Genomic DNA, 21,928 nt, shown 5'->3' on the forward strand with positions numbered 1-21,928 from the left:
CAAGCCGCCCGGAACACCGGGCCTGTAATTCGTATCGCAGTCGCGAGAAGGCGCGAAAAGCTCGTCATGGCTGGGCTTTTAACCGAGACAGGCGATATTGAAAAGCCCGAACTCTGATGCTTCCTTGCGTTAGGTGCCAATTGCGCATACATTTGTAGGCAAATGGCCTGCAGTACCAAGGAAACAATTCATGTCGGTCGCAGCAAGGGCAATTCGCGCAACACACGACTTTTCCGTCCCTACAGACAAGATCGATCATCTGCGCAGTCTGGGTTTCAGTAGCGAAGAACTCTATCGTATCGTTGCCCCCCGCCGCACGCTGGCGCGTCGCAAGGAACATGCCGAGCCGCTTTCGCCAGCTGAATCCGACCGCGCCCTGCGCCTTGAACGCATCGCCGAGCAGGCGGATCGGGTATTCGGTAGCCATGAGAAAGCCCAGCGTTGGCTGAGAAGCGAGATCATAGCATTGGATGGTGCAAGGCCGATCGATCTCCTTGAGACAGAGACCGGCGCCCACGTCGTTTCCGACGAGCTTATCCGTATCGACTTTGGCATGCTTGCCTGACGATGCGCATCTGGCGCATCTCCAATTTCGCGGATCTCTCGGGTCGTGGCGGAACGCTCGTTGATGGAAGATGGAACAGGCGCGGGATGCCCATCGTCTATTGCACCGACCACCCTTCGACGGCACTGCTGGAGATACTGGTGCATGCGACGCGCGAAACCGTTCCGGAAACCTACCAGCTTATCGAAATCGACGTTCCGGACGGAATAGAAATGACCGAACCGGTTATCCATGACGGCTGGGACAAGGACATGGAATCGACACGGCGACAGGGCACGGACTTTCTCTCGGCCAATCGTTACGCGCTCATGAAAATCCCTTCGATCATAATGCGCAAGGCAAACAACTATCTGCTCAACCCGACCCATGACGATGCGTCACGCATTACGATTGCGGGCCTATACCATTATCCGTTCGACAGCCGTTTGATCAAATGAGCCGACGCCCGCCCGCTCACATCGAGAAATCGAAGCGGTAGGTTGTCGACACGCCGATCGTGAACTGGTTGCGATCGCCGCGCTCCTTGACCAGGCTGGAATCGCCGGCTGGGCCCATCAGGCGGGAATATTCGCCGAACAGACTGGCCGTCATCGGCTCGGTCACCTTCCAGGTCACCGCGCCGCCCAGGCCCGCCGACTTCACCCCGCCACCGGGATGATATTCGCTGAGCCCCGAGGCTAGGGACTCCTCGGCATCAACGCCGTAATAGGCGTCGAAATAGTCCGATGAGGCGAATGAAACGCGCGGCCCGCCCGAAATCCTGACATCGGGCGTCACATCGTAAAAGGCGTCGGCGGCAATGTCGGCGACAAAGCCGTTATGGGCGCGAATGCCATGCCGCAATTCGGCGCGGGCACGCAGCCAATCCAAAGGATAGAATTCGAAGAAGCCGCCGGCCTCGCCGCCCCAGCGCACCGGGTCGAGACCCTTCAACTCGTCGGCATCACCACCGTCGCGGGAAAACAGGAACTTGCCTGTCAGGCCGGCGCGGACGCCGCCATCGTCGATCAATGCCAACGAGATATTGTCGTTGCGCGAGGTGAAGCGCGCCGCGGGACCAGCCTTGCCGAGCGAGATGATCGGCGAGGCGCTGAGCAGGTACTTTTTGCCGCCTTCGAAATTCGGGGCAACCATGCCGGTGGCGCCGACCGTCAGGTACCAGTCTCCGGACATCCAGCCGAAGGTGCCCTCGCCTGCCTTGGCAACGCCGCAGGTGCCGAGCATGAATGCGGCCAAGACCGTCGGGACAGACCGCATCATTACTCCATACGTCGAACGCGTTGACGAACACTATCAGCCTTCATCCAAGCCATGGCGCCAGTTCGGTAAAATTTGACTTAATGTCCGTAACCTTGGCAGCGTTGGCCGGGCTGTTTTCCGCATTGCAGCGAATTGTACTGCCGCACCAAGATTCCAGATCAAGACGTTTGGAATGCGCCAGCAGCTGCTTCGGCAGGGGTTATAAATATTCGCGGGCAAACATGCCCGCGCTGTGAAGAGCGCGCCGACCGGCACCCAGCCCCGCATTCCAAACCGGCCAAGCGTGAATCATATGCGGCCAAATTTCGAGACGTACTTTGACGTCAGCCGCGCCAGCGGCTTCCGCGAGCCGAGTTGCGTCCGACAACAGCGTCTCGGCCGAACCGACTTGTATAAGCATTGGGGGAAATCCGCTCAGATCGGCGAACAAAGGCGAGATCAGCGGATCGCGCCGACCAACGCCATTGGGAACATAGGCGGTTGCCAGTTCCCCCAAATACGCCCGGTGGATGATAGGGTCGATTGCGTCCTTTGTTGATAGTGTCGCGCCGGACATCGAAAGGTCCGTCCAGGGCGAACACAGCCAAAGACATCGCGGCAACCGCTCGCCTGCCGTGCGCAATATACTGACAAGGCACAGGGTGAGGTTGCCGCCCGCACTGTCTCCCCCAACCACGGTGCGATCCGGCGCAATGCCCTGCCGCCTCAGAAAGCGCCATGCGGTGAGTGCGTCTTCATGTTGCGCAGGGAAAGGATGTTCCGGCGCGCGTCGATAGGCGATCGCTAGGGTGCGCATTCTCATTGCCCGACCTGCCTCGGTCACCATTCGACGATGACTTTTAAGAGAGCCGGAGCAGTAGCCGCCACCGTGGAAAAAGAGCAGAATCTTATCCCTGTCACTGCCAGGCGCCAGAGACCACTCTCCCTCGAGGCCATCGAAAACCACATGCTCGCATCGGACGTCCTCCGCGACCGGCCAGACCGAACCGACTTCGTCGAGCCGTGCCCGGCGTTCGTCCCAGCGGACCGTTCGTGGTTTTGACGTCAACAGCCTGCAGACGGCGTTGATCTCCAGCAGATCGCGGTGTTCGTCCATATCGCTCATTTTGCTTCCCAGCCTCATCAAGCGTAGAAAACGGTATACAGCAGCAGCTGCACGTCATCGATAAAGGGCCAATGCCAGCGCTGGGAATTTTTCGTTACACTTGCGCCATGGCGAATACACGGGACGACGGGTCGCCCGTAAACCCGCTTGTCATCTTTTAGCACTGGCCCACCCCTGCACACGATCGAATATTCCATCTGGTATTTGGCCGCTTCGGATCAAAAGCGAAGGTCTGGCAAGCGGATCGCTCGGGAGTGTGGCGCTCACAGCCTGCTCGCTGGACGGGCAAGGCGATCGGCGCTACCTTTCGGAACAAAGAAGCTAGGCAACCTTGACGGAGAAGGGCAATGACCGTGCACAGCGATGCCATGAAAGACGCCATTGGCCAGACGCGGGCGAAGTGGGGATGGTTCGTCGCGCTCGGGGTGCTGCTGCTCATCTTCGGCGGCATTGCTTTCGGCAATCTGTTCATCGCAACCGTCGCCTCGGTTTATGTCGTCGGCTGGCTGATGCTGATGGCCGGCGTCATCGAGATCATTCATGCGTTCGGCGTGAAGACATGGGGCCGCTTCTTCTATTGGCTGCTCAGCGGCCTTCTCTACGCCGTCGCCGGGTTCTTCGCCTTCTACAATCCACTGCTGGCCTCGGCGGTGCTGACATTCCTCCTGGCGGTCGCGCTGCTTGCCTCAGGCGTGCTCCGGGCCTGGGTCGGCTACAGCCACCGGCCGCAGCCGGGCTGGGGCTGGGTGGTCACGGCCGGCGTCATCAGCGCGCTGGCGGGACTGGTCATCGCCATGGGCTGGCCGGTCAACAGCGTGTGGGTGCTCGGCCTGTTCCTAGCCGTCGACCTGATTTTCCAAGGCTGGACCTTCATTGCCGTCGGCCTGGCGCTGAAGAGATAAATTGTGATCGACCTGGCGGATTGCAGGATGCCGACAGGTAATGCTCGTCGTTCATTTCTATCGCATACCTTCGAGATTGGCTGAAAATCTTAGCTTCGTCATCCCAGGGCGAAGCAGGAGCGAAGCGACGCGGACGACGACGGCGCGGGTTGTCAAAACGCGATCGCGCGGTCCAGCCCGGAAAGCGGCCTGACGCCGGCGAGCAGTGCCTTGGCCTCGGCCTCGTCACGCTTCATCTGGGCGACCAGCGCGTCAAGCCCGTCGAACTTCACCTCCGAGCGCAGGTAGCCGAAGAAGGACACGGCACAAATCTCGCCATAGAGGTCGCCGGAAAAGTCGAAGACGAAGGTCTCCAGCAATGGCGCGCCATTGTCGTCGACCGTCGGCCGGCGGCCGAAGCTGGCGACGCCATCATGAAGGGAACCGTCGGCGCGGCGGAAGCGGACGGCATAAATCCCTTCCTTGAGGGTGGCTTCCGGCGAAAGCCTCATGTTTGCGGTCGGAAAGCCGAGTGTCCGGCCGAGCTGCTGGCCGCCGATCACCTCCGCCTCGACGGTGAAACGGTAGCCGAGCAAGCCGGCGGCCTCGGCCACATTGCCCTCGCACAGCAGCGTGCGTATGCGGCTCGACGACACCACCTCGGCGCTTTCGTCGCGAAACGCATCGACCAGCGTGACGCCGAAGCCGTGGCGCTCGCCGGCAGCCATCAGATAGGCCGGACCGCCCTGGCGGTCCTTGCCGAAATGGAAATCGAAGCCGGTGACGGCGTGGCTTATGCCGAGGTTGCGCTCGAGCACGCCGGTGACGAAAGCCTCCGCCGACAAGGAGGCGAACTCGCGTGTGAACGGCTGCTCGACCAGCGCCGCAAAGCCCAGATGCGACAACAGCCGCGCCTTCATCGGCGGCGGCGTCAGCACGAACAACGGCATGTCCGGCCTGAAAACCTTTCGCGGATGCGGTACGAAGGTCAGCACCAGGGCGGGTACGCCGCGACGCTCCGCTTCGGCACGCGCGCGTTCGAGCACCGCCTGGTGGCCGCGGTGGACGCCGTCGAAATTACCGATAGCCACTACGCCGCCGCGCAGATGAGCCGGCAGCGGTGCGGTTGCGGAAATGCGTTCGAACATTACCGTCATGGCTTGAACCTATTGCAGTCTGGGAATCACCGCGACCGGCCTGTAGCCGTATTTTTCCAGAAAGGCCGCGAGCCTGGCCGGATCCGGCTGCAGCGTCTCACCGTAATCGCGGGCATGGATGCCGCCCGATACGTAGAGCACGTCGAAGCCATTGTCGGCCGCGCCCTTGATATCGGTCATCATGCCGTCGCCGATGGCCAGAACTTGTGAACGCTCGACCGGGCGGCCGAGAATGACGGCGACCTCCTTCATGGCGACGTCATAGACCGGCGCGTAGGGTTTGCCGGCGATCAGCGTGCGTCCGCCAAGCTGTGCGTATTCGCGGGCCAAAGCGCCTGCGCACCAGATCATCCGTTCGCCGCGCTCGACGACGATGTCGGGATTGGCGCAGATGAAGGGCAGGTTCCTGGCACGCAGCCGCCGCAGAAGATCGGCATAATCTTCCGGCTTCTCCACCTCGTCGTCGAACAGGCCGGTGCAGACCACGCCGGATGCTTCGAACTCCTCGACGAGCTCGACGTCGAGGCCCTCATAGAGCGTGAAATCCCGATCGGCGCCTATATGGAAGATCTTTCGCGGCCCTTCGGCGATCAGATCGCGGGTAACGTCGCCGGACGTTACGACACGGTCGTAGGCAGCGGGAGGAACGCCGATGGCGTTCATCTGCGCCACCACGTCGGCGCTGCGGCGCGGCGAATTGGTGATCAGCACGACAGGTATTCTCGCCGCGCGAGCAGCGATCAGCGCGGCAGCCGCCGCCGGGAAATGCCATTCGCCATTATGCACCACGCCCCAGACGTCGCACAGTATGGCTGAATAGGCTCCCGACAAGTCTGCGAGCGAACCGATGATGTCGGGCGAATCCGCCATGCCGTTGTCCCTGTACCATGATGCTTGCAAGCGCCGCGACCGACGGTCCGTAGCGGCCGGCCCGGATTAACCGAAGCGCTTCGCCCTGTCACCAGCTTTCATTGTGTCCGCAAGATTGTCGTCCGGGAACTAAGGCAGGCGGCCCGGCGCTGGCGCAAAGGCTCCTGCCCTCATGCCCTTGCGGATGATGGAAGCATGTGGTGAGTGTCCCCATCCGGAGATGCGCTCTTGCCTGAACCCGCCAACCACCTTGCCTTCGCGCTGGTCTGCCTCGGCATGGTGCTGACGCCCGGCCCGAACATGATTTATCTGATCTCGCGCTCGCTGTCGCAGGGGCCGAAGGCCGGGCTCATCTCGCTGGGCGGCGTGGCGCTCGGTTTCTTGTTCTATGTGCTGTCGGCGGCGTTCGGCATCACCGCGCTGCTGCTTGCCGTGCCGTTCGCCTATGACGTGCTGCGCCTTGCCGGCGCACTCTATTTGCTGTGGCTCGCCTGGCAAGCGGTGAAGCCCGGCGGGCGCTCGCCCTTCCATATCCGCGAACTGCCGAAAGACAGGCCACGCAAGCTGTTCGCCATGGGCCTGATGACCAACCTGCTCAACCCGAAGGTGGCAGTGCTCTATCTGTCGCTGCTGCCGCAATTCATCAGCCCTGGCAAGGGCCCACGTGCTGTCGCAGCTTCTGATGCTCGGTGCCACGCAAGTCGCGATCAGCCTGACCGTCAACGCCATCATCGCGGTGACGGCCGGCTCGATCGCCGTTTTCCTCGCCGGGCGGCCCTTATGGATGGTGATCCAGCGCTGGATGATGGGCACGGTGCTGACCGCGCTGGCCGTCAAGATGGCAACCGACGCGCAACGCTGATCGGTCCTACATCGGCCGCCTGACCTGCTCCGCCCGCTCCGGTTCGACCACCCTGCGATAAAGATGCCAGGTCGCGTGGCCAAGGATGGGCATGACGACGGCAAGCCCGGCAAATAGCGGGATCGAGCCGATGACCAGGAGCACGGCGACCGTCAGGCCCCACAGCGCCATCTGCAGCGGGTTTGTCAGAACGGCGCGCGCCGACGTCTCGACTGCCGAGACCGCGCCGACATCGCGGTCGAGCAGCAGCGGAAAGGCGACGACGGTCGTCGCCAGCACGATCGCGGCGAAGGCGAACCCGGCCAGGTTGCCGAGCAGGATCAGCGTCCAGCCCTTGCTGGTCGTCAGCACCTCGCGAATAAAGCCGGCAATAGAGGCCGGAGGCTGATTGCCGTACAGGCTGGTGTAGATCGACTGCGCGGTGAACAGCCAGAGCAGGAACAGTACCAGCAGCATGATACCGATGACTGCAATCGCGGGGAGCGCCGGCGAGTGGCGCACGTCGAGCGCATGCCACCAGGATGTATCCATGCCGAACTCGCGCCGGCGGCTGATTTCGTAAAGGCCGATAGCCGCGAACGGACCAACCAAAGCGAAGCCGGACATCAGCGGATAGATGAGCTGGATGGCGTTCGAGCCCGAGGTCCACTGGGTCAGGATCAGGCCGACCACCGGATAGATCAGGCACAGGAACACATAATGCGACGGCTTGGCCCAGAAATCCTCGACGCCGAGACGGAGCGCATCGATCAGATCCTCGGTGCTGATGCGGCGCACCGTGGGCTGTACATGCATTCCACGTGCATCAGCCATGACATGAAAGCCGGCCATAACCTTTCTCCCGTGTGTCGGGGCGGTCACCGCCAGGATGGCCGCCCGCAGCTGCCACTTCAAGAACGGTGACATGATAGCCGATCTGGGCGTGCTTGTCGCCAGCGCCCGGCGCCAGGGCGCCGGGCGCTGAGCGAACAGTTACGCCGCGAAGCGATCGATCACCTCGGCCAGCGGCAAGTGACCGAAGCAAGCGCCTGACCCGGCGGGCTTTTCGCCAGCCTCGACAGCGAGCGCGTATTGCACGGCCGGATCGGCTTCGATGCGGCGGCGTAGCGCCGCCAACTTTGGGTAAGCGGCGCCGTCGACCGCCTGGTGGAACTCCGCCCAGCGCGCCACGCCGATCAACGTGGTGTCGGCAAGCGTCAGCCGCTCGCCGATCAGGAAATCCGTGTCGAGGATCATCGCCTCAAGCTGGTTATGGCGGTTGGTAACGACCTTGCGGCCGAAATCACGCAAGGTCGCCAGCAGCACCGGTTCGGCCGACTCCATTTCATATGCCGCCCAGAGCGGGGTGAAGGCGGCGGTGAAGCCGGTGTTTATGAAGGCGACCAGCTGGTGCATCCGGTCGGCCTCCGGCGAGCGAGGATCGAAGCTGATACGGCGTTGCGTATCGCGGGCTTCGAGCCAGGCGGCAATCGCCATGGTCTCGGTGAGCACCCTGCCCTCCTCCGTGATCAACACCGGCGTTTCCTGACGGCCGTTGATGCTGGCATAGGCCTCGTTCTTCATCTCAGTGAGCATGTCGACACGACACAGGCGATAGGGTTGTCCGAGGCGTTCAAAAGCAGCGACAAGCCGCATCGAACTTCCCAGCGGGAAGCCGTAAAGGAGAATAGGTTCCATTTCTTTGTCTCTTCCATGTTAGGGGTCACGCTGCGCAGCGAAACTTGACCCTAAACGCTGGTCGCCCCATGTAAATTAGGCACTATTCTGTAACCAGGTCCCCGCCATGAAAGATGTCGTCTCACGCTGCCCGATCGAGGAGACCATGCGTGTGCTCAGCGGTCGTTGGCCCACCTTGCTGCTCTATTATCTCAAGGATGGTACCAAGCGCTTCAGCGATTTGAGACGTGACAACCCGGCAGTGTCGCACCGCATCCTGGCGCTGAAACTGCGCAAGCTGGAGGAAGCCGGGATCGTGCGGCGAACGGCGCATGCCGGCTATCCACTCCGTGTGGATTACGACCTCACGGAGCCCGGCCTCAAGCTTGTGCCGCTTATCGACGCCCTGGGCGACTGGTGGGAACATACCGAAGACGATCGGGCCGGCCGGGTTTCATCGACGCCGGAAACCAAACTCGTGGCGGCGGAATAGCCGACCGGCGATCACCGCGCCGCAAAGAACTGCCGGCGAGAGCCCAGCGCGCGCCAAGCCGTTCATACATTAGATGCCGCAAGACCAAGCGGCCGGCTTATGGGGCGCGCCATTGTGGCCGGCCAAACCGGGCAAGGCGCGGGCCATCCAGCACCAACTCCTGTAGCATGGCTCGCCAATCCCGATTCACCTGACCCGCCGTTCGATCTCATTGCCCGATCAGATCGGCTGACCATGCTGGATGGCTGTCGCTTTCGATTCTGACGTGAATGAAGAGCCTACTTATCCTCTTGAAGTTTCTCCTGAGACTTTGCCATTTGATCGTCCCCAAGTTCCATATTGTGCATCGTTGCAATCAACCATTCATCATGATCCCGCGTCGCCACTACGCTGATTAATCCGTGCCGAGGCGGCCATTCGTTTCCCATCGGATCGAGCGCGCCAGTCATGGACCACCGCAGGTCGAGCGTGGCAACATCCGGGCGAACAAGCCTGTTCCGCACGCTTTCGGCGGATAGGTGGCTGTGCTTGAACATCTTCTCAAAAATTGGGGCATGGAACTGCTCGATCTTGTCACGTCCAGTCGCCTGCATACCGAAGACGTTGGTAAATTCGGCATCTGCCGCGAATACGGCGGCAAAGGCGCGAGCATCGTGACGATTCCAAGCGTCGATCAGCCTGTGCGCGACACTTTCCACCCCTTCAGTGCGGACGTTGCCGATAGCCATACTGACCTCCTGTCATATAGTTCGGTTGCCATACTATATGGGTACCATATAAGTTTGGAAAGATGGATAATCAGCCATACACGCAGTCTCTGCTTCTCTATGCTTATCAATCGTCGGCGAGCGCTTTGGTCCAGGTTCTCCGGGAGAGCGGCCATTCGGCAATCAAGCCCAAACACGGCGCTGTATTCGCCAACATCGACGCGGAGGGAACCCGACCCAGCGTCCTCGCGGAGCGTGCGGGCATTGGCAAAGCATCGATGGGTGAGTTGATCGATGAACTGGAGCGCCTCGGTTATGTTCGGCGCTCGCATGATCCGAACGACCGACGGGCCAAATTAATCGTTGCAACTGACGCGGCGCTTGCGGTGATCCGGATCGTCCACGATTTCAATCAGCGTCTCGAAGACCAATACCGGAGGCTGCTTGGTGCTCAGGCGTACGAATCGCTGCGGTCGTCACTGCAAGCGATATCCCCCAGAGAAAATTTGCAACCGAGGATACCTCGTCAGCGCTCGTGAAGCCGCAGAGATGGGGCAAAAGAAACTGTCTGTCCGTGAATGCCCGACTGGTATCGAGCCGGAAACCATCATCACGCATTTTCACCGCCCTGCCCGGCAAAAGCCATGATCGCGCTTATGTCAGGCGGGCATGACCGTTATGAAAATCGAAAATTATGGGGCCCAACCAAGCCTAAGCAGGCGCGTGCTGCTCAGAGCTGCCGGCCTTGGCGCTCTTGCCGGGCTCGTCGCCTGCGCCACCGTGCTGCCCACTGGCGAAGCCGCCGGTGTCTCTGCCTCCGCCGCTGGCACGCTGGCCGGCATCCGCGCTTCGGCGGGTCTCGGGCCGCTTGTCCCCGATGCGCAGCTCGAGCAGGCAGCGCTGCAGCAGGCCGGCTATATGGCGCGCGGCCGCCGAATGAACCACACCACCGGCTGGGGCAAGGACTTTGCCTCGCGCGTCAAAGACAATGGCATTGCCGGCGCTGCCGCCGAAAACATCGCCGAAGGCCGCTTCGACCAACAGAAGCTGTTTGACATCTGGGTGCATTCGCCAGGCCACCGCCGCAACATGCTCGACCCGCGCTTCACCCGCTTCGGTCTCGCTTACGTGCGCGACGGCCGCGACAGCACGCTTCGCTACTGGTGCCTTGTGCTCGGCAGATAACTTCCGCCATTTGGTCGGCGGAAGCCTGCTGGCGACCGATCCGTCAGCCTTTGCGGCCGCCGCCGAGCAATTCCTCGATGTCCTGCGCGCAAACCGGCCTGCTGAAATGATAGCCCTGCATTTCGTCGCAATTGTTCCTGCGCAGGAAAGCGACCTGATCATCTGTCTCAACGCCCTCGGCGATGACCCTCAGGTTGAGATTTTGCCCCAATGAAATCACCGCGCTGGCCACAGCCTGATCGTTCTCGTCGGCGGCGAGATCCTTGATGAAGGACTTGTCGATCTTCAGCCGCGCCACGGGAAAGGTCTTGAGAGCGCTGAGGCTGGAATAGCCGGTGCCGAAATCATCGATCGAGATCTGGACACCCAGGCTTTGCAGGGCGTTCATGGTGGCGACCGCCAGCTCGATATCCTGCATGATAAGGCTCTCGGTCACCTCCAGCTCGAGATACCTAGCCTCCAGGCGGCTGTCCTTCAGCGCGCTGACGATGCGATCGATCAGGTTGCGCTCCCTGAATTGCCGCGCCGACACATTCACGCAAACGGTCAAGGGCGGCAGTCCAGCGTCTTGCCAGGCTCTGTTCTGCCGGCACGCCTCATGCAGAACCCAGTCGCCGATCGGTACGATCAGACCTGTCTCCTCGGCGGTCGGGATGAACATCGTCGGCATTACCGTGCCAAGCGTTGGATGGTTCCAGCGTATCAGCGCCTCGACCGCAAAAATCCGACCTGACCGAAGGTCCACCTGCGGCTGGTAGAGCAGCGTGAATTCCGAACGCGCCAAGGCGTTTCGCAACTCTTCCTGAAGCACGAATTTTTCATGCGCCCTGGTGTTGAACTCGGGAGCGTAAAACTGGAAATTGTCGCGGCCGAACTCCTTGGCGCGATACATGGCCGCATCGGCATTTGCCAGCAGCGTATCGGGATCCGTTCCATCCTTGGGATAATTGGCAATGCCGATGCTGGCCGTCGCCCGCACCAGATGTGCTCCGAGCCGAACCGGCTCGGCGAGTGCAGCCCTGAGCTTTTGCAACGTCTCGGAAACGAGATCAACGTTCGCCGGCTGGTCGAACAGCACGATGACAAATTCGTCACCGCCAAGCCGCACGACGGTATCGGTCGCCCTTACGCAGTCGACCATGCGACTAGCGACGGTCTTCAGAAGCTCGTCGCCGGCATTGTGGCCGAGCGTGTCGTTGACGAATTTGAAATTGTCCAGATCGATGAACACCACCGTCACCCAGCGATCGTATCGCTGGGCGTACAAGACCGCCTGTGAAAGCCGATCCTCCAACAAGGCGCGATTGGGAAGCCCGGTCAGCACGTCATGGTTGGCCATGAAGTGGATCCGGTCTTCGGCCTGTTTGCGTTCGATGGCGATCCCGGCGATGCGCGTGGTGAAATCGATGAGGCGAGTCTCGGCCTCGGTCGGTTCGCGCACCGTCATCGAATACATCGCAAAGACGCCAAGCACGGCGCCCTGATGCGACAGGATCGGGGTCGACCAGCATGAACGCAAACCGTGCGGCCGCGCGAGTTCGCGATAATCCTGCCAAAGCGGATCGCGCATGATGTCAGCGACGATCACCGGCTCGCGCCGATAGACTGCGGTTCCGCAAGACCCTGCTCCGGGGCCGACCGCGGCGCCGTCGACGGCGTCGGTGTAGTCTCTCGCCAGGCTGGGCGCGGCGGCGTGACGCAAGTGGCTGCCATCCTTGTCGAGCAGCAAGACCGAACCGAATATCCCCGCCAGTTGGGATTCGACCAGACGCATGAGCCGCTCGAGCACATCTTCGAGGGGAGCGCTCTTTGCGATCATCTCGAGGATATGCGCCTGCCCGTCGCGCAGGATTTCGGCCTGCTTGCGCGCAGTGATGTCGCGGGCAATGCCGACGAGGCCGAAAATGTTGTTTTGAACGTTGCGCAACGGCAGTTTCGTCGACAGGAACCATTTGCCGGTGCCTGACGCATCGATGACGAACTCTTCCTCGTCGATCATCGGTTGTCCGTCGCGCATCAGTTGCTGCTCGATGAAGCGAAATTTCTGCGCAAGTTCCGGCGCATGAAGGTCGAAGTCGCTCAGACCGATCATGTCGCTCGTACTGTCCCGACCGCTGTCGGACGCAATGGCTCGGTTCGCGACGACGAAGCGGCTCTCGGTGTCCTTCACCCACATGTAGTCAGGCACCAGGTCGATCAGCATCTGCAAGGAGATACGCTCGTCAACGACCAAGCGATTGGCGCTGAGCTCGCTGATGTCCTCGTGCGTGGCCACCCAGCCGCCGTCAGGCATTGGTTGATGGCAGACCTGAATTGTCCGGCCATCGGCGAGCTCAGCTGTCCAGTTCCCCGAAGCCGTGCCCGAATTGACCGCCCGGGCCAACCCCAGATAGGCGTCCGCATTCATTGCCGAGGTCCCGACAGCGACGCGCCGCTCGACGATTTCGCGCAGCGCCACACCCGGCTGCAATTGCTCCGGTGCAAGGCGATAGATTTCCGCGTAGCGTCGGTTGCACAGGATCAGCCGTTCATCGGCGTCAAAGAAACAGATGCCTTGCGAGATGTTCTCTATCGCGGTCTGGAACCGCAATGCCTGGTCCTGAAGCGCCGCAATCGTGGAGCGAAGTTCGCGCTCGAGGACTTCGTACGAGGTGGTCGCCAGTTTTGCCAGCGTCGTCAGATTGGCGGACTCGGGCGCTTCGGCGGTTTGCCTGGATGATTTCGTGGCCAAACACAATTCCTCCCGCTGATGCTTGAGGCAAGCAATGGAGGCTCGCCTTCAACCCAAAAGCGAGTGCATATTGGTCCGGATATACTAATGGCAGGTGAACCCAGCTCAACGCCGACGCGACCGGGACAGCCAACGGAAGCCTCGTGCCGGTCGCGGTTGCCGTAAGCCCTGAGGCTTAGTCCATATGCGCGGCAGGCGCCCCACCGGCGGGCGGTGCGGCCTTTGGCTTGCGCAGCAGGAAAACAAACGGGACGGCAAGCAGTGTCATCATCATCAGCAGCTTGAAGTCATTGACGTAGGAGATCATCATCGCCTGGACATTGACCATGCGATCCATCAGTGACAGCGCCGTCGCATCGCCGCCCGCCGCTGCCGGCGATGCCGCCCAGAGGTTGGGATTGAACGGATTGATGTAGGCCGAAAGCTCGGCATGATTGATCTGCGTGTTGCGTACCAGCAGAACCGTCACCACCGACACGCCGATCGACGAGCCAAGATTGCGCACCAGGCTGAACAACGCCGTGGCATCGGTACGGAAGCGTGCGTCAAGCGTGGCGAAGGCTACGGTCGACAGCGGCACGAACACCATGCCCATTCCCAGGCCCTGGATGACGCCGGAACTGAGGATCAGCCAGTCGTCCATCTGCGGCGAGAAGCTGGACATCGTGTAGAGCGACTGCGCGGTTAGCAGGAAGCCGATGACGACGAGGATCCTGGCATCGATCCTGTGCATGATCCGCCCGACGAACAGCATCGCGATCATCGTGCCGACACCACGCGGCCCCAGGACAATGCCGATGGTGAGGGTCGGATAGCCGAAGATGGTCGACAGCATTGGCGGCAGCAGCGACATGCTCGCCAAGATGAGCACGCCCATGACAAAGATGAACGCCAGCCCGGTGACGAAATTGCGATCGAGGAAGATCTTCGGGTCGATAAAGGGGTGCTCCGCCGTCAATGTGTGAATGGTGAACACCCAGAAGCCGGTGATGGAAAGACCGAGCTCGATCCATATCTCGATCGAGGAAAACCAGTCGACCTCGCCGCCGCGATCGAGCATCAGCTGCAGCGCGCCGACACCGAGCGAGAGCATGGTGAAGCCGAAGAAATCGAAGCTACGCACCCGCCGGGCAACGCTGGGAAGATACGCCGCCATGCCGAGGAAGGCGATGATGCCGACCGGCAGGTTGATGAAGAACACCCAGCGCCAGTTGAAATTCTCGGTCAGCCAGCCACCCAGCGTCGGGCCAAGGATCGGTCCCAGCATGATGCCGGCGCCCCAGATGGCCATGGCTTGGCCGTGGCGTTCCCTAGGGTTGATGTCAAGCAGGAAGGTCTGCGACAGCGGCACGATGGCGGCGCCGAACACGCCTTGCATGAGCCGGAACAAAACGATGGTCTCCAGGCTCCAGGCGATGCCGCACAGCATGGAGAAGACGGTGAAGCCGACCACGGCCGTCAGGAACAACTCCTTGCGACCGAAGCGGTCGGCAAGCCAGCCGGTCACCGGCGTCATGATCGCCGCGGCAACGATGTAGGAGGTCAGCACCCAGTTGATGTTGTCGGGGGAGGCGCCGAGATCGCCGGTCATGGTCGGCAGCGCAACGTTGGCGATCGTCGTGTCGAGCGCCTGCATGATCGTCGCAAGCATGAGCGCGACTGTAATCAGGCCGCGGTGCGGTACTTCGCGAAAGGGTTCTGGGCTGCTCATGACGTAAAACTTCCAGCAGGTAACAAAAACGTGTACATTGGGTTTCCGGACGGCGAGGCCCTCGCTGTAGAGAGACCCTCATCGCGGTGGGACGCGAGCATCGATGTGGGGGTTACATCAACTGAGCGTCTCGACAAGCGGGCGCCTGCCGCCCGGAAACCTGAGGACCGAAGACCCTGCGCGGAGTTGTTTGCTCAGGCAGGCTACAGCGCAGCCCGTTTACGCATTCAACTTTTCCTGCGCCTCCTTCGGACCAATCCTGCATCCATTTCGCCGTTTGCTATGCGGCCGCTGTTCGGCCTCCTTACTTGGCCTCGCCCGCCGTGGCGCCGCGGAAAATGCTCGGCAGCCCGCGGGAAACGCCGGTGTCCACCGTGACCGTAGCGCTCATGCCGGTGCGCAGCGCCGCCTTGGCGTCGGCATCGGCCAATTCCAGGCGGACCGGAATGCGCTGCGTGACCTTGACCCAGTTGCCGGTGGCGTTCTGCGCAGGCAGCAGCGAGAACTCGGCCCCGGTGCCGGCGCCGATCGCCTTGACGGTGGCTTCGAAGGTCTTGCCGGGATAGGTATCGACCACGATTTCGGCCTTCTGGCCTGGCTTCATGTTGGTGAGCTGGGTTTCCTTGAAATTGGCGTCGACCCAGGTGTCGCCGGTCTCGACCAGCGAAAACAGCGGCGTGCCCGAACCGACATACTGGCCAACCTTGAACGAAGCGGCCTGGCTGATGATGCCGTCGGCAGGCGCCTTGACCTTGGTCTGGACCAGATCGTAGGCCGCCTTGTCGCGTGCGGCGAGCGCCGCCATTACTGTCGGATGCTTGTCGGTTTCGATGTCGGGATTGCCGCCAAGTGCCGCCTTGGCGCTGACGATCCCCTGCTGGGCTACGGCCAGCTGCTGCTTGGCCTTGTCGAGGTCGTTCTTGGCTTCGTCCAGCGACGACTTGGCGTTGATGCCCTTCTGGGCAAGGTCGGCGGCGCGGTCATATTGCGACTGCGCGTACTGGACTTGGCTTTCGTCGGACTTCTCCTGCGCCAGCGCCTGGCTATAGGCCGCACGCAGTTGCTCGACATTGAGCCGCGCACCGGCCACCGCCGCGTCGGCCTGGGCCAACGCGATCCGATAGGGCTCGGGATCGATGGCGAACAACACGTCGCCCTGCTTGACAGACTGGTTGTCGAAAATGTCGACCTGAACGATGCGGCCCGCCGTATCGGCGGCTATCGACACCTTGGCCTGCTGCAGATTGGCGTTCTCGGTCTCCTGATAGCGGCCGCCGGTCACCCAGACATAGCTGCCGCCGGCGATCAACGCAGCGGGCAGCACAAACATCAAAAGGAAGCGGCCGGCACGGCGCTTCTTCTTCGGCACCACCGGCGCCGGAGCTACCTGCGGAGCGACCGTTACCGGAGCTGCCGCCGGCTTGGCGGGAGCTTCCATCTCCAACTTGGCCGCATTCTCATCTAGTTTGGCTACCGCGTTCATGTTGCTGCGCCTTCCGTATTCTTCACTTTTTCAGAGGGCGGCGTCTCACCATCTGCAAGATTCTGCACCATTATCTCCAGCGCCTTGACCAGGACGCGGCGATCTTCCGGTGAAACGCCAACGAGCGATTCCTCGTAAACCTCGCCGGCAAGGCTCTTGACGTGGGCGTAGGCCGCGTTCGCCTTAGCGGTCGGGAAAATCATGCGCACTCGCCTGTCGGTTGCGTCGGGACGGCGCTCGATCCAGCCGCCCTCCTCCATGCGATCGACAAGACGCGAGACGCTGATCGGTTCGATTTCGAGAAGTTCGGCAAGCCGCGCCTGCGCGACACCCGCCTCCTTGGCGACACGTACCAGAAGCCGCCATTGCGCCGAAGAAAGGCCGAAACCACTAGCGCGCGCCTCGAAGCGCTTGCGCATCAGGCGCTGCACGTCGTGGATCAAAAAGCCTAATCTGTCGATGCCGTCGGAAACCATGAGCGACATATATAATAAGCGTGCTCATAATTCAAGGAGCCCGATTGTGCCAGAGGGTGACAAATGTGCATTGCAGTCAGTGCAGGGCGATCGTGGTTAGCGATTTATTACGCCGGGCGCTTGTGACGAGCATGCGGAAGATCGGCGTTCAGATGCTCAGACTATCGATCTCATCCAGGCGGAAAAGGCTTCGACATGCGCTTGTCGGGGGTGATTGGCTACGCCGGCAAGGTAATAGCCATAGCCTGGCAGAGAGAGATCATGTGCCTTGACCAGCCTGCCAGCCTCGAGTTCGCCACTGACGACCACATCGCTGCAGATAGCGATGCCTTGGCCTGCCGCTACCGCGTCAATCGCGTGCAGCTCTTCGCGGAAACTCAAGTCCCATGCCCGGTTCGCATTGGGGATGCTGGGATCGATCGAGCGTGCGATCGCCAGCCATCGCTGCCAGGTCGGCGCTTCCGGGTCGCGGTTCGTCCAATTGAAATGGATGAGCGGGTATTGCAGCAGATCGGCGGCGCGCTCGATCTGTCGGTCGCCTCCTGCGAACAGATCCGGGCTGCATACCGGAAAGAATGCGTCCCGAAAAATTTCCTGCGCGGGAACGTCCCGCGGCATCCTGCGCGCATAGCGGATAGCAACGTCGGCGTCACCGGCTTGCAGGTCCAGAACGGCGTCTGTCCCGATGATCTCCAATGGAATGTTCGGATGCTGTTCGCGCCACTTCGACAGGCGCGGAACCAGCCATCGGCTGGCAAATGCATTTGGGCTCGTCACGCGCAACGGGCGTTGGCCAACACCGGCCGAGGCTGATGCTATTGCCGCAGCGAAAGCGTCGAAGCCGCTGCAAATTACCGGGAACAGCCGTTCGCCCACGCCTGTGAGCACGAGCGGTCGTGGGCGCCGCCGGAACAGCAGTTGCCCACAGACCTCCTCCAGCAATCGAATCTGGTGGCTGATGGCCGTTGGCGTCACTCCGAGTTCCGTCGCGGCCTTCCTGAAGCTCATCAGCCTGGCAGCGGCTTCGAAGGCGCGAAGCGATCCGAGCGGCGGAAGTTTTCTCATCCACGCAGTTTAGATGAATTTAGCTCATCCAGCGACTGAGATATTCGATTTTGCAGCGAATGGCGCCGCATGAGATCATTATGATCCGACACATGTCGGTGAACGAAAGCGGCCTGTCCAACCGTGCCGGATCACGAAGGGTCGATGAGCATGTTCAAGCTTATGGATGGTTCCGAGCCGACGTTGCAGGCGTCAGATATCGCGCGGCTCAGGCAGGCGATTCGCGGCGATCTGATCCTTCCGGACGACCCTAGCTATGACCAGGCGCGCAGAGTTTGGAATGGCATGGTCGATAAGAGGCCGGCGGCTGTGTTCTATTGCGCCGAATCCAGCGATGTCGTCACGGCGGTCAACTTCGCCCGATCGCAAGGCTTCCTCGTCGCCATCCGCGCCGGTGGCCATAACGTCGCCGGCAGTTCGGTATGCGACGGCGGCGTGGTGATCGATGTGTCCCGCATGAAGCGGATCGAAGTCGACCCGATCCGCCGTGTTGCGCGCGCAGAAGCCGGCGTGAACCTGGGCGAGTTCGACGCAGCCACTCAGGTCCATGGTCTTGCGACGACCATGGGTGTCAACGCGGATACCGGCATAGCCGGACTGACACTCGGCGGGGGGTTCGGCAAGCTTGGCCGCAAACATGGACTGAGCTGCGACAACCTTGTCGCTGTCGAAATCGTGACGGCGGACGGCCGGTTGCTCACGGCAAACGCGGCCGAATATGCAGATTTGTTCTGGGGCATCCGGGGCGGCGGCGGCAATTTCGGAATAGTCACGACCTTCGAATACAAGCTCCATCCCGTGGGTCCGCTCCTCATCGCGGGATCGATGCTATACCGCTACGAAGAGGCACGCGATGCGATGCGGTTCTATCATGCGTTCTCGAGCGGCGCCCCGGATGAGCTGAGCCTGGATGCAGCACTTGTGACGGCGCCCTCGGGCGAACGCTTCTTCAGCATATCGGCGTGCTACATCGGCCCACTCGACGAGGGCCAGCAAATCATTCAACCTCTGAGAGAATATGGCACGCCGGTTGAGTGCCAGATTGCTCCTGTCCCCTATCTTCGAATTCAATCGGCCGGGGATAGCCTCTTTCCGCGCGGGCGGCGCTACTACTGGAAGGCGCAGTTCATGCGCGAAATCACAGATCAGGCGATCGATGCCATGCTTGCGGCTTACATGACTGCACCCAGCGAATCGCTTCTGGTCCTGCAGCAGGTTGGCGGCGCCATCTCGCGAGTACCGATGGACGGAACGCCCTATGCCAACCGAGATGCTCTTTACGATTGCTTCCCGATATCGATCTGGGACAATCCGTCTGACGACGAAACGCACATCCGATGGGCGCGTGACCTGTGGGATGCAATGAGACCGTTCTCGACCGGCGGCGTCTACGCCAATAATCTCGGCGAAGAGGGCATTGATCGGGTTCTGGCGGCTTACGGCGAGAATTATCCGAGGCTGGCCGCGCTAAAAAACAAGTATGACCCCACCAATCTCTTTCGCTTGAACCAAAACATTAAGCCCGCGACCTGAGCGACCGCCGCAGGCCGATGCTCGAAATTCTGCGGCGCTGCTATAACTCCAAATTCCAGTTCTGGCCGACCAGATCCTTGCCGAAGGAATGGTGGCGCTCCTCGTCGGTCAGCTTGAACCCGGCCGCCTCGTAGATGCGGCGCGCCGAGGTGAGGACGTCGTTGGTCCACAGCGTCAGTGTTCTGTAACCCTTGGTTCGAGCAAAGCCGATGCATTCCTCGACCAACCGCCTGCCGATGCCGAGACCGCGCGCCGAAGGCTCGACATAGAGCAGGCGCAACTTCGCCACCGCGTCCGACTGGCGCACGACGAAGACCGAGCCGACGACCTCCCCTTCCCGCTCGGCGATCCAGCTGCGTTCCCATTTCGGATCAAAGGATTTGACGAAGGCACCGAGAATTTCGGCGACCAGCGCTTCATAGGTTTCGTCCCAGCCATATTCCTGCGCGTAGAGCAGGCCCTGGCGATGGATGATCCAGCCGATGTCGCCGACTTGCAGAGACCGCAGCATATAGGGAACTTTGGGCTCGGCACTTCCGCCCAGCAGACGCTGCACCGTCTGCATGGCCCTGACCAGCCTGTCCTGTTCGGCAGCCGAAAGCCGTTCGAGCAAAGCCGCGACCTGTTCGTGCGAACCCTGGTTCAGCGGCGCGAAGGCCTGCCGCCCGGCCTTGGTCAGCGCGATCGACGAGCGCCGCGCATCCGCCTCGATCGTGGCACGCTCGACCAGATCACGCTCCTCGAACTTCTTCAGCAGCCGGCTGAGATAACCGGCATCGAGGCCGAGATCGCGCGCAAGCTCGGTGGCGGTCAGGCCATCGCGATGCGCCAGCTCATAGAGCACCCGGGCTTCGGTCAGCGAGAAGTCGCTTTTCAGCAGCCCTTCGTCGAGCAGCCCGATCTGGCGGGTGTAGAAGCGGTTGAAGGCCCGCACCGCGTCGATCCGCTCCTTGCCTGGGTGATGATGAATGGTCATGGCATCCTCCTGTCCGGCAAGATCAGCCATTTAGTTGACTTAGTCAAGTATCCGTTTGAAGCAATTGTCCTGAGGATGCTCACCGGATGCCTTGACTCGCGCGAGTTGCCAGCCTATTTCAGCGCCACGTTAGCACTCCCCCAAGATGAGTGCTAACCACATGTCCGGCGCCGCCGGACGGAGGAACTGTTCTCACCATTCTCATCGAGGAATAAAAAATGGCAAAGTCGAAGTTCCGCCCGCTTCATGACCGCGTGGTCGTTCGTCGGGTCGAATCCGAATCCAAGACCGCGGGCGGGATCATCATCCCCGATACGGCTAAGGAAAAGCCGCAGGAAGGCGAGATCATCGCCGTCGGTTCCGGCGCCCGCGACGAGGCCGGCAAGCTCGTCCCGCTGGACGTCAAGGCCGGCGACCGCATCCTGTTCGGCAAGTGGTCGGGCACCGAAGTCAAGCTCAATGGCGAAGACCTTCTGATCATGAAGGAATCCGACATTATGGGCATCATCGGCTGAATATCGGCCTCACCCTCATTTAAATCTTCGGGCTTAATCCAAGCCCCTGCCAGGAGCTAAAAATGGCTGCCAAAGACGTAAAATTCTCCCGCGACGCTCGTGAGCGCATGCTGCGCGGCGTCAACATCCTCGCCGACGCGGTGAAGGTCACGCTCGGCCCCAAGGGCCGCAACGTCGTCATCGACAAGTCGTTCGGCGCACCGCGCATCACCAAGGACGGCGTTACCGTCGCCAAGGAAATCGAGCTTGAAGACAAGTTCGAGAACATGGGCGCGCAGATGGTCCGCGAAGTTGCTTCGAAGACCAACGACATCGCCGGCGACGGCACCACGACCGCGACCGTTCTGGCGCAGTCGATCGTCCAGGAAGGCCACAAGGCGGTTGCCGCCGGCATGAACCCGATGGACCTCAAGCGCGGCATCGACCTCGCCGTCGCCGACGTCGTCGCGACGCTGATCAAGAACGCCAAGAAGATCAAGACCTCGGAAGAGGTTGCCCAGGTCGGCACCATCGCCGGCAATGGCGATGCTTCGGTCGGTTCGATGATCGCTGAAGCGATGCAGAAGGTCGGCAATGAGGGCGTCATCACCGTCGAGGAAGCCAAGACCGCCGAGACCGAACTCGAAGTCGTCGAAGGCATGCAGTTCGACCGCGGCTATCTCTCGCCCTACTTCGTCACCAATGCCGAGAAGATGGT

Annotated in this window: 22 protein-coding genes and 1 pseudogene; 10 read left to right on the forward strand and 13 right to left on the reverse strand. The window is 61.3% G+C overall.

The window, feature by feature from the left end; all coding sequences use genetic code 11:
- The first annotated feature begins 190 nt into the window (after positions 1–190).
- Positions 191–565 carry an Xre family toxin-antitoxin system antitoxin gene (locus tag NKH98_RS21475; RefSeq protein WP_352649683.1) on the forward strand — a complete coding sequence of 125 codons (375 nt, stop codon included), beginning with the start codon at positions 191–193 and terminating at the stop codon, positions 563–565.
- A gap of 2 nt (positions 566–567) precedes the next feature.
- On the forward strand, positions 568–1,002 hold the full coding sequence (locus NKH98_RS21480) for an RES family NAD+ phosphorylase (RefSeq protein ID WP_254817429.1): 435 nt from the start codon (positions 568–570) through the stop codon (positions 1,000–1,002).
- Between the two features lie 16 nt (positions 1,003–1,018).
- Here NKH98_RS21480 and NKH98_RS21485 read toward each other — a convergent pair whose 3' ends face one another.
- Both NKH98_RS21485 and NKH98_RS21490 read right to left on the reverse strand, forming a co-directional pair.
- Positions 1,019–1,825: a MipA/OmpV family protein gene (locus tag NKH98_RS21485; protein WP_502894288.1), complete on the reverse strand. Its 807-nt coding sequence runs from the start codon at positions 1,823–1,825 to the stop codon at positions 1,019–1,021.
- Between the two features lie 199 nt (positions 1,826–2,024).
- The gene (locus tag NKH98_RS21490) at positions 2,025–2,930 is read right to left on the reverse strand and encodes an alpha/beta hydrolase (protein WP_352901431.1); all 906 of its coding nucleotides are present in this window, start codon (positions 2,928–2,930) and stop codon (positions 2,025–2,027) included.
- A gap of 347 nt (positions 2,931–3,277) precedes the next feature.
- On the opposite strand from NKH98_RS21490, the gene NKH98_RS21495 reads away from it, so the two are divergent.
- Positions 3,278–3,832, forward strand: coding sequence for an HdeD family acid-resistance protein (locus NKH98_RS21495; RefSeq protein ID WP_352479903.1), 555 nt, complete (start codon positions 3,278–3,280; stop codon positions 3,830–3,832).
- A gap of 152 nt (positions 3,833–3,984) precedes the next feature.
- On the opposite strand, the gene NKH98_RS21500 is transcribed toward NKH98_RS21495, so the two are convergent.
- On the reverse strand, positions 3,985–4,968 hold the full coding sequence (locus tag NKH98_RS21500; protein ID WP_352901434.1) for a bifunctional riboflavin kinase/FAD synthetase: 984 nt from the start codon (positions 4,966–4,968) through the stop codon (positions 3,985–3,987).
- Between the two features lie 9 nt (positions 4,969–4,977).
- Positions 4,978–5,838, reverse strand: coding sequence for a TIGR01459 family HAD-type hydrolase (locus NKH98_RS21505; RefSeq protein WP_254817424.1), 861 nt, complete (start codon positions 5,836–5,838; stop codon positions 4,978–4,980).
- A 228-nt stretch (positions 5,839–6,066) separates the two neighbouring features.
- Between NKH98_RS21505 and NKH98_RS21510 the strand changes: the two are divergent.
- Positions 6,067–6,700 (forward strand): annotated as a pseudogene (locus tag NKH98_RS21510) (LysE family translocator).
- A 6-nt stretch (positions 6,701–6,706) separates the two neighbouring features.
- On the opposite strand, the gene NKH98_RS21515 reads toward NKH98_RS21510, so the two are convergent.
- A complete protein-coding gene (locus NKH98_RS21515) occupies positions 6,707–7,531 on the reverse strand; it encodes a DUF2189 domain-containing protein (RefSeq protein WP_352703353.1) in 825 nt (274 codons plus the stop codon).
- A 141-nt stretch (positions 7,532–7,672) separates the two neighbouring features.
- The gene (locus NKH98_RS21520; RefSeq protein WP_352901439.1) at positions 7,673–8,377 is read right to left on the reverse strand and encodes a glutathione S-transferase family protein; all 705 of its coding nucleotides are present in this window, start codon (positions 8,375–8,377) and stop codon (positions 7,673–7,675) included.
- 106 nt (positions 8,378–8,483) lie between these two features.
- On the opposite strand from NKH98_RS21520, the gene NKH98_RS21525 reads away from it, so the two are divergent.
- Positions 8,484–8,849, forward strand: a complete 366-nt coding sequence (locus NKH98_RS21525) for a winged helix-turn-helix transcriptional regulator (protein ID WP_352901442.1) — start codon at positions 8,484–8,486, stop codon at positions 8,847–8,849.
- Positions 8,850–9,127: 278 nt separating this feature from the next.
- On the opposite strand, the gene NKH98_RS21530 is transcribed toward NKH98_RS21525, so the two are convergent.
- On the reverse strand, positions 9,128–9,577 hold the full coding sequence (locus tag NKH98_RS21530; protein WP_352703359.1) for an SgcJ/EcaC family oxidoreductase: 450 nt from the start codon (positions 9,575–9,577) through the stop codon (positions 9,128–9,130).
- 62 nt (positions 9,578–9,639) lie between these two features.
- Between NKH98_RS21530 and NKH98_RS21535 the strand changes: the two genes are divergently transcribed.
- Positions 9,640–10,095 (forward strand): MarR family winged helix-turn-helix transcriptional regulator, encoded by a 456-nt coding sequence (locus NKH98_RS21535; protein ID WP_352703362.1) that lies wholly within the window; start codon positions 9,640–9,642, stop codon positions 10,093–10,095.
- Between the two features lie 130 nt (positions 10,096–10,225).
- Positions 10,226–10,741: a CAP domain-containing protein gene (locus NKH98_RS21540; protein WP_254817418.1), complete on the forward strand. Its 516-nt coding sequence runs from the start codon at positions 10,226–10,228 to the stop codon at positions 10,739–10,741.
- Positions 10,742–10,784: 43 nt separating this feature from the next.
- On the opposite strand, the gene NKH98_RS21545 is transcribed toward NKH98_RS21540, so the two are convergent.
- The 5 genes from NKH98_RS21545 to NKH98_RS21565 form a co-directional block, all read right to left on the reverse strand.
- A complete protein-coding gene (locus NKH98_RS21545) occupies positions 10,785–13,472 on the reverse strand; it encodes an EAL domain-containing protein (protein ID WP_352901447.1) in 2,688 nt (895 codons plus the stop codon).
- Between the two features lie 175 nt (positions 13,473–13,647).
- Entirely contained in the window at positions 13,648–15,183 is a 1,536-nt protein-coding gene (locus NKH98_RS21550; protein ID WP_352881541.1) for a DHA2 family efflux MFS transporter permease subunit, read from the reverse strand.
- A gap of 304 nt (positions 15,184–15,487) precedes the next feature.
- On the reverse strand, positions 15,488–16,666 hold the full coding sequence (locus tag NKH98_RS21555; RefSeq protein WP_352901450.1) for an HlyD family secretion protein: 1,179 nt from the start codon (positions 16,664–16,666) through the stop codon (positions 15,488–15,490).
- The gene (locus tag NKH98_RS21560; protein ID WP_352703393.1) at positions 16,663–17,142 is read right to left on the reverse strand and encodes a MarR family winged helix-turn-helix transcriptional regulator; all 480 of its coding nucleotides are present in this window, start codon (positions 17,140–17,142) and stop codon (positions 16,663–16,665) included. Before NKH98_RS21560 ends, NKH98_RS21555 begins: the two co-directional genes overlap by 4 nt.
- Before the next feature lie 156 nt (positions 17,143–17,298).
- A complete protein-coding gene (locus NKH98_RS21565; RefSeq protein ID WP_352703370.1) occupies positions 17,299–18,207 on the reverse strand; it encodes a LysR substrate-binding domain-containing protein in 909 nt (302 codons plus the stop codon).
- Positions 18,208–18,351: 144 nt separating this feature from the next.
- Between NKH98_RS21565 and NKH98_RS21570 the strand changes: the two genes are divergently transcribed.
- Positions 18,352–19,740 (forward strand): FAD-binding oxidoreductase, encoded by a 1,389-nt coding sequence (locus NKH98_RS21570; RefSeq protein ID WP_352901454.1) that lies wholly within the window; start codon positions 18,352–18,354, stop codon positions 19,738–19,740.
- Between the two features lie 40 nt (positions 19,741–19,780).
- Here the strand turns inward: NKH98_RS21570 and NKH98_RS21575 are convergent, their stop codons facing one another.
- The gene (locus NKH98_RS21575) at positions 19,781–20,716 is read right to left on the reverse strand and encodes a bifunctional helix-turn-helix transcriptional regulator/GNAT family N-acetyltransferase (RefSeq protein ID WP_352703374.1); all 936 of its coding nucleotides are present in this window, start codon (positions 20,714–20,716) and stop codon (positions 19,781–19,783) included.
- A gap of 218 nt (positions 20,717–20,934) precedes the next feature.
- On the opposite strand from NKH98_RS21575, the gene groES reads away from it, so the two are divergent.
- Both groES and groEL read left to right on the forward strand, forming a co-directional pair.
- The gene (gene groES, locus NKH98_RS21580) at positions 20,935–21,231 is read left to right on the forward strand and encodes a co-chaperone GroES (protein ID WP_006203049.1); all 297 of its coding nucleotides are present in this window, start codon (positions 20,935–20,937) and stop codon (positions 21,229–21,231) included.
- 62 nt (positions 21,232–21,293) lie between these two features.
- A partial coding sequence (gene groEL, locus NKH98_RS21585) for a chaperonin GroEL (protein ID WP_352901457.1) occupies positions 21,294–21,928 on the forward strand: 635 nt, incomplete at its 3' end.

It is taken from the genome of Mesorhizobium sp. M0833, assembly GCF_040319905.1.
Taxonomy (GTDB): domain Bacteria; phylum Pseudomonadota; class Alphaproteobacteria; order Rhizobiales; family Rhizobiaceae; genus Mesorhizobium.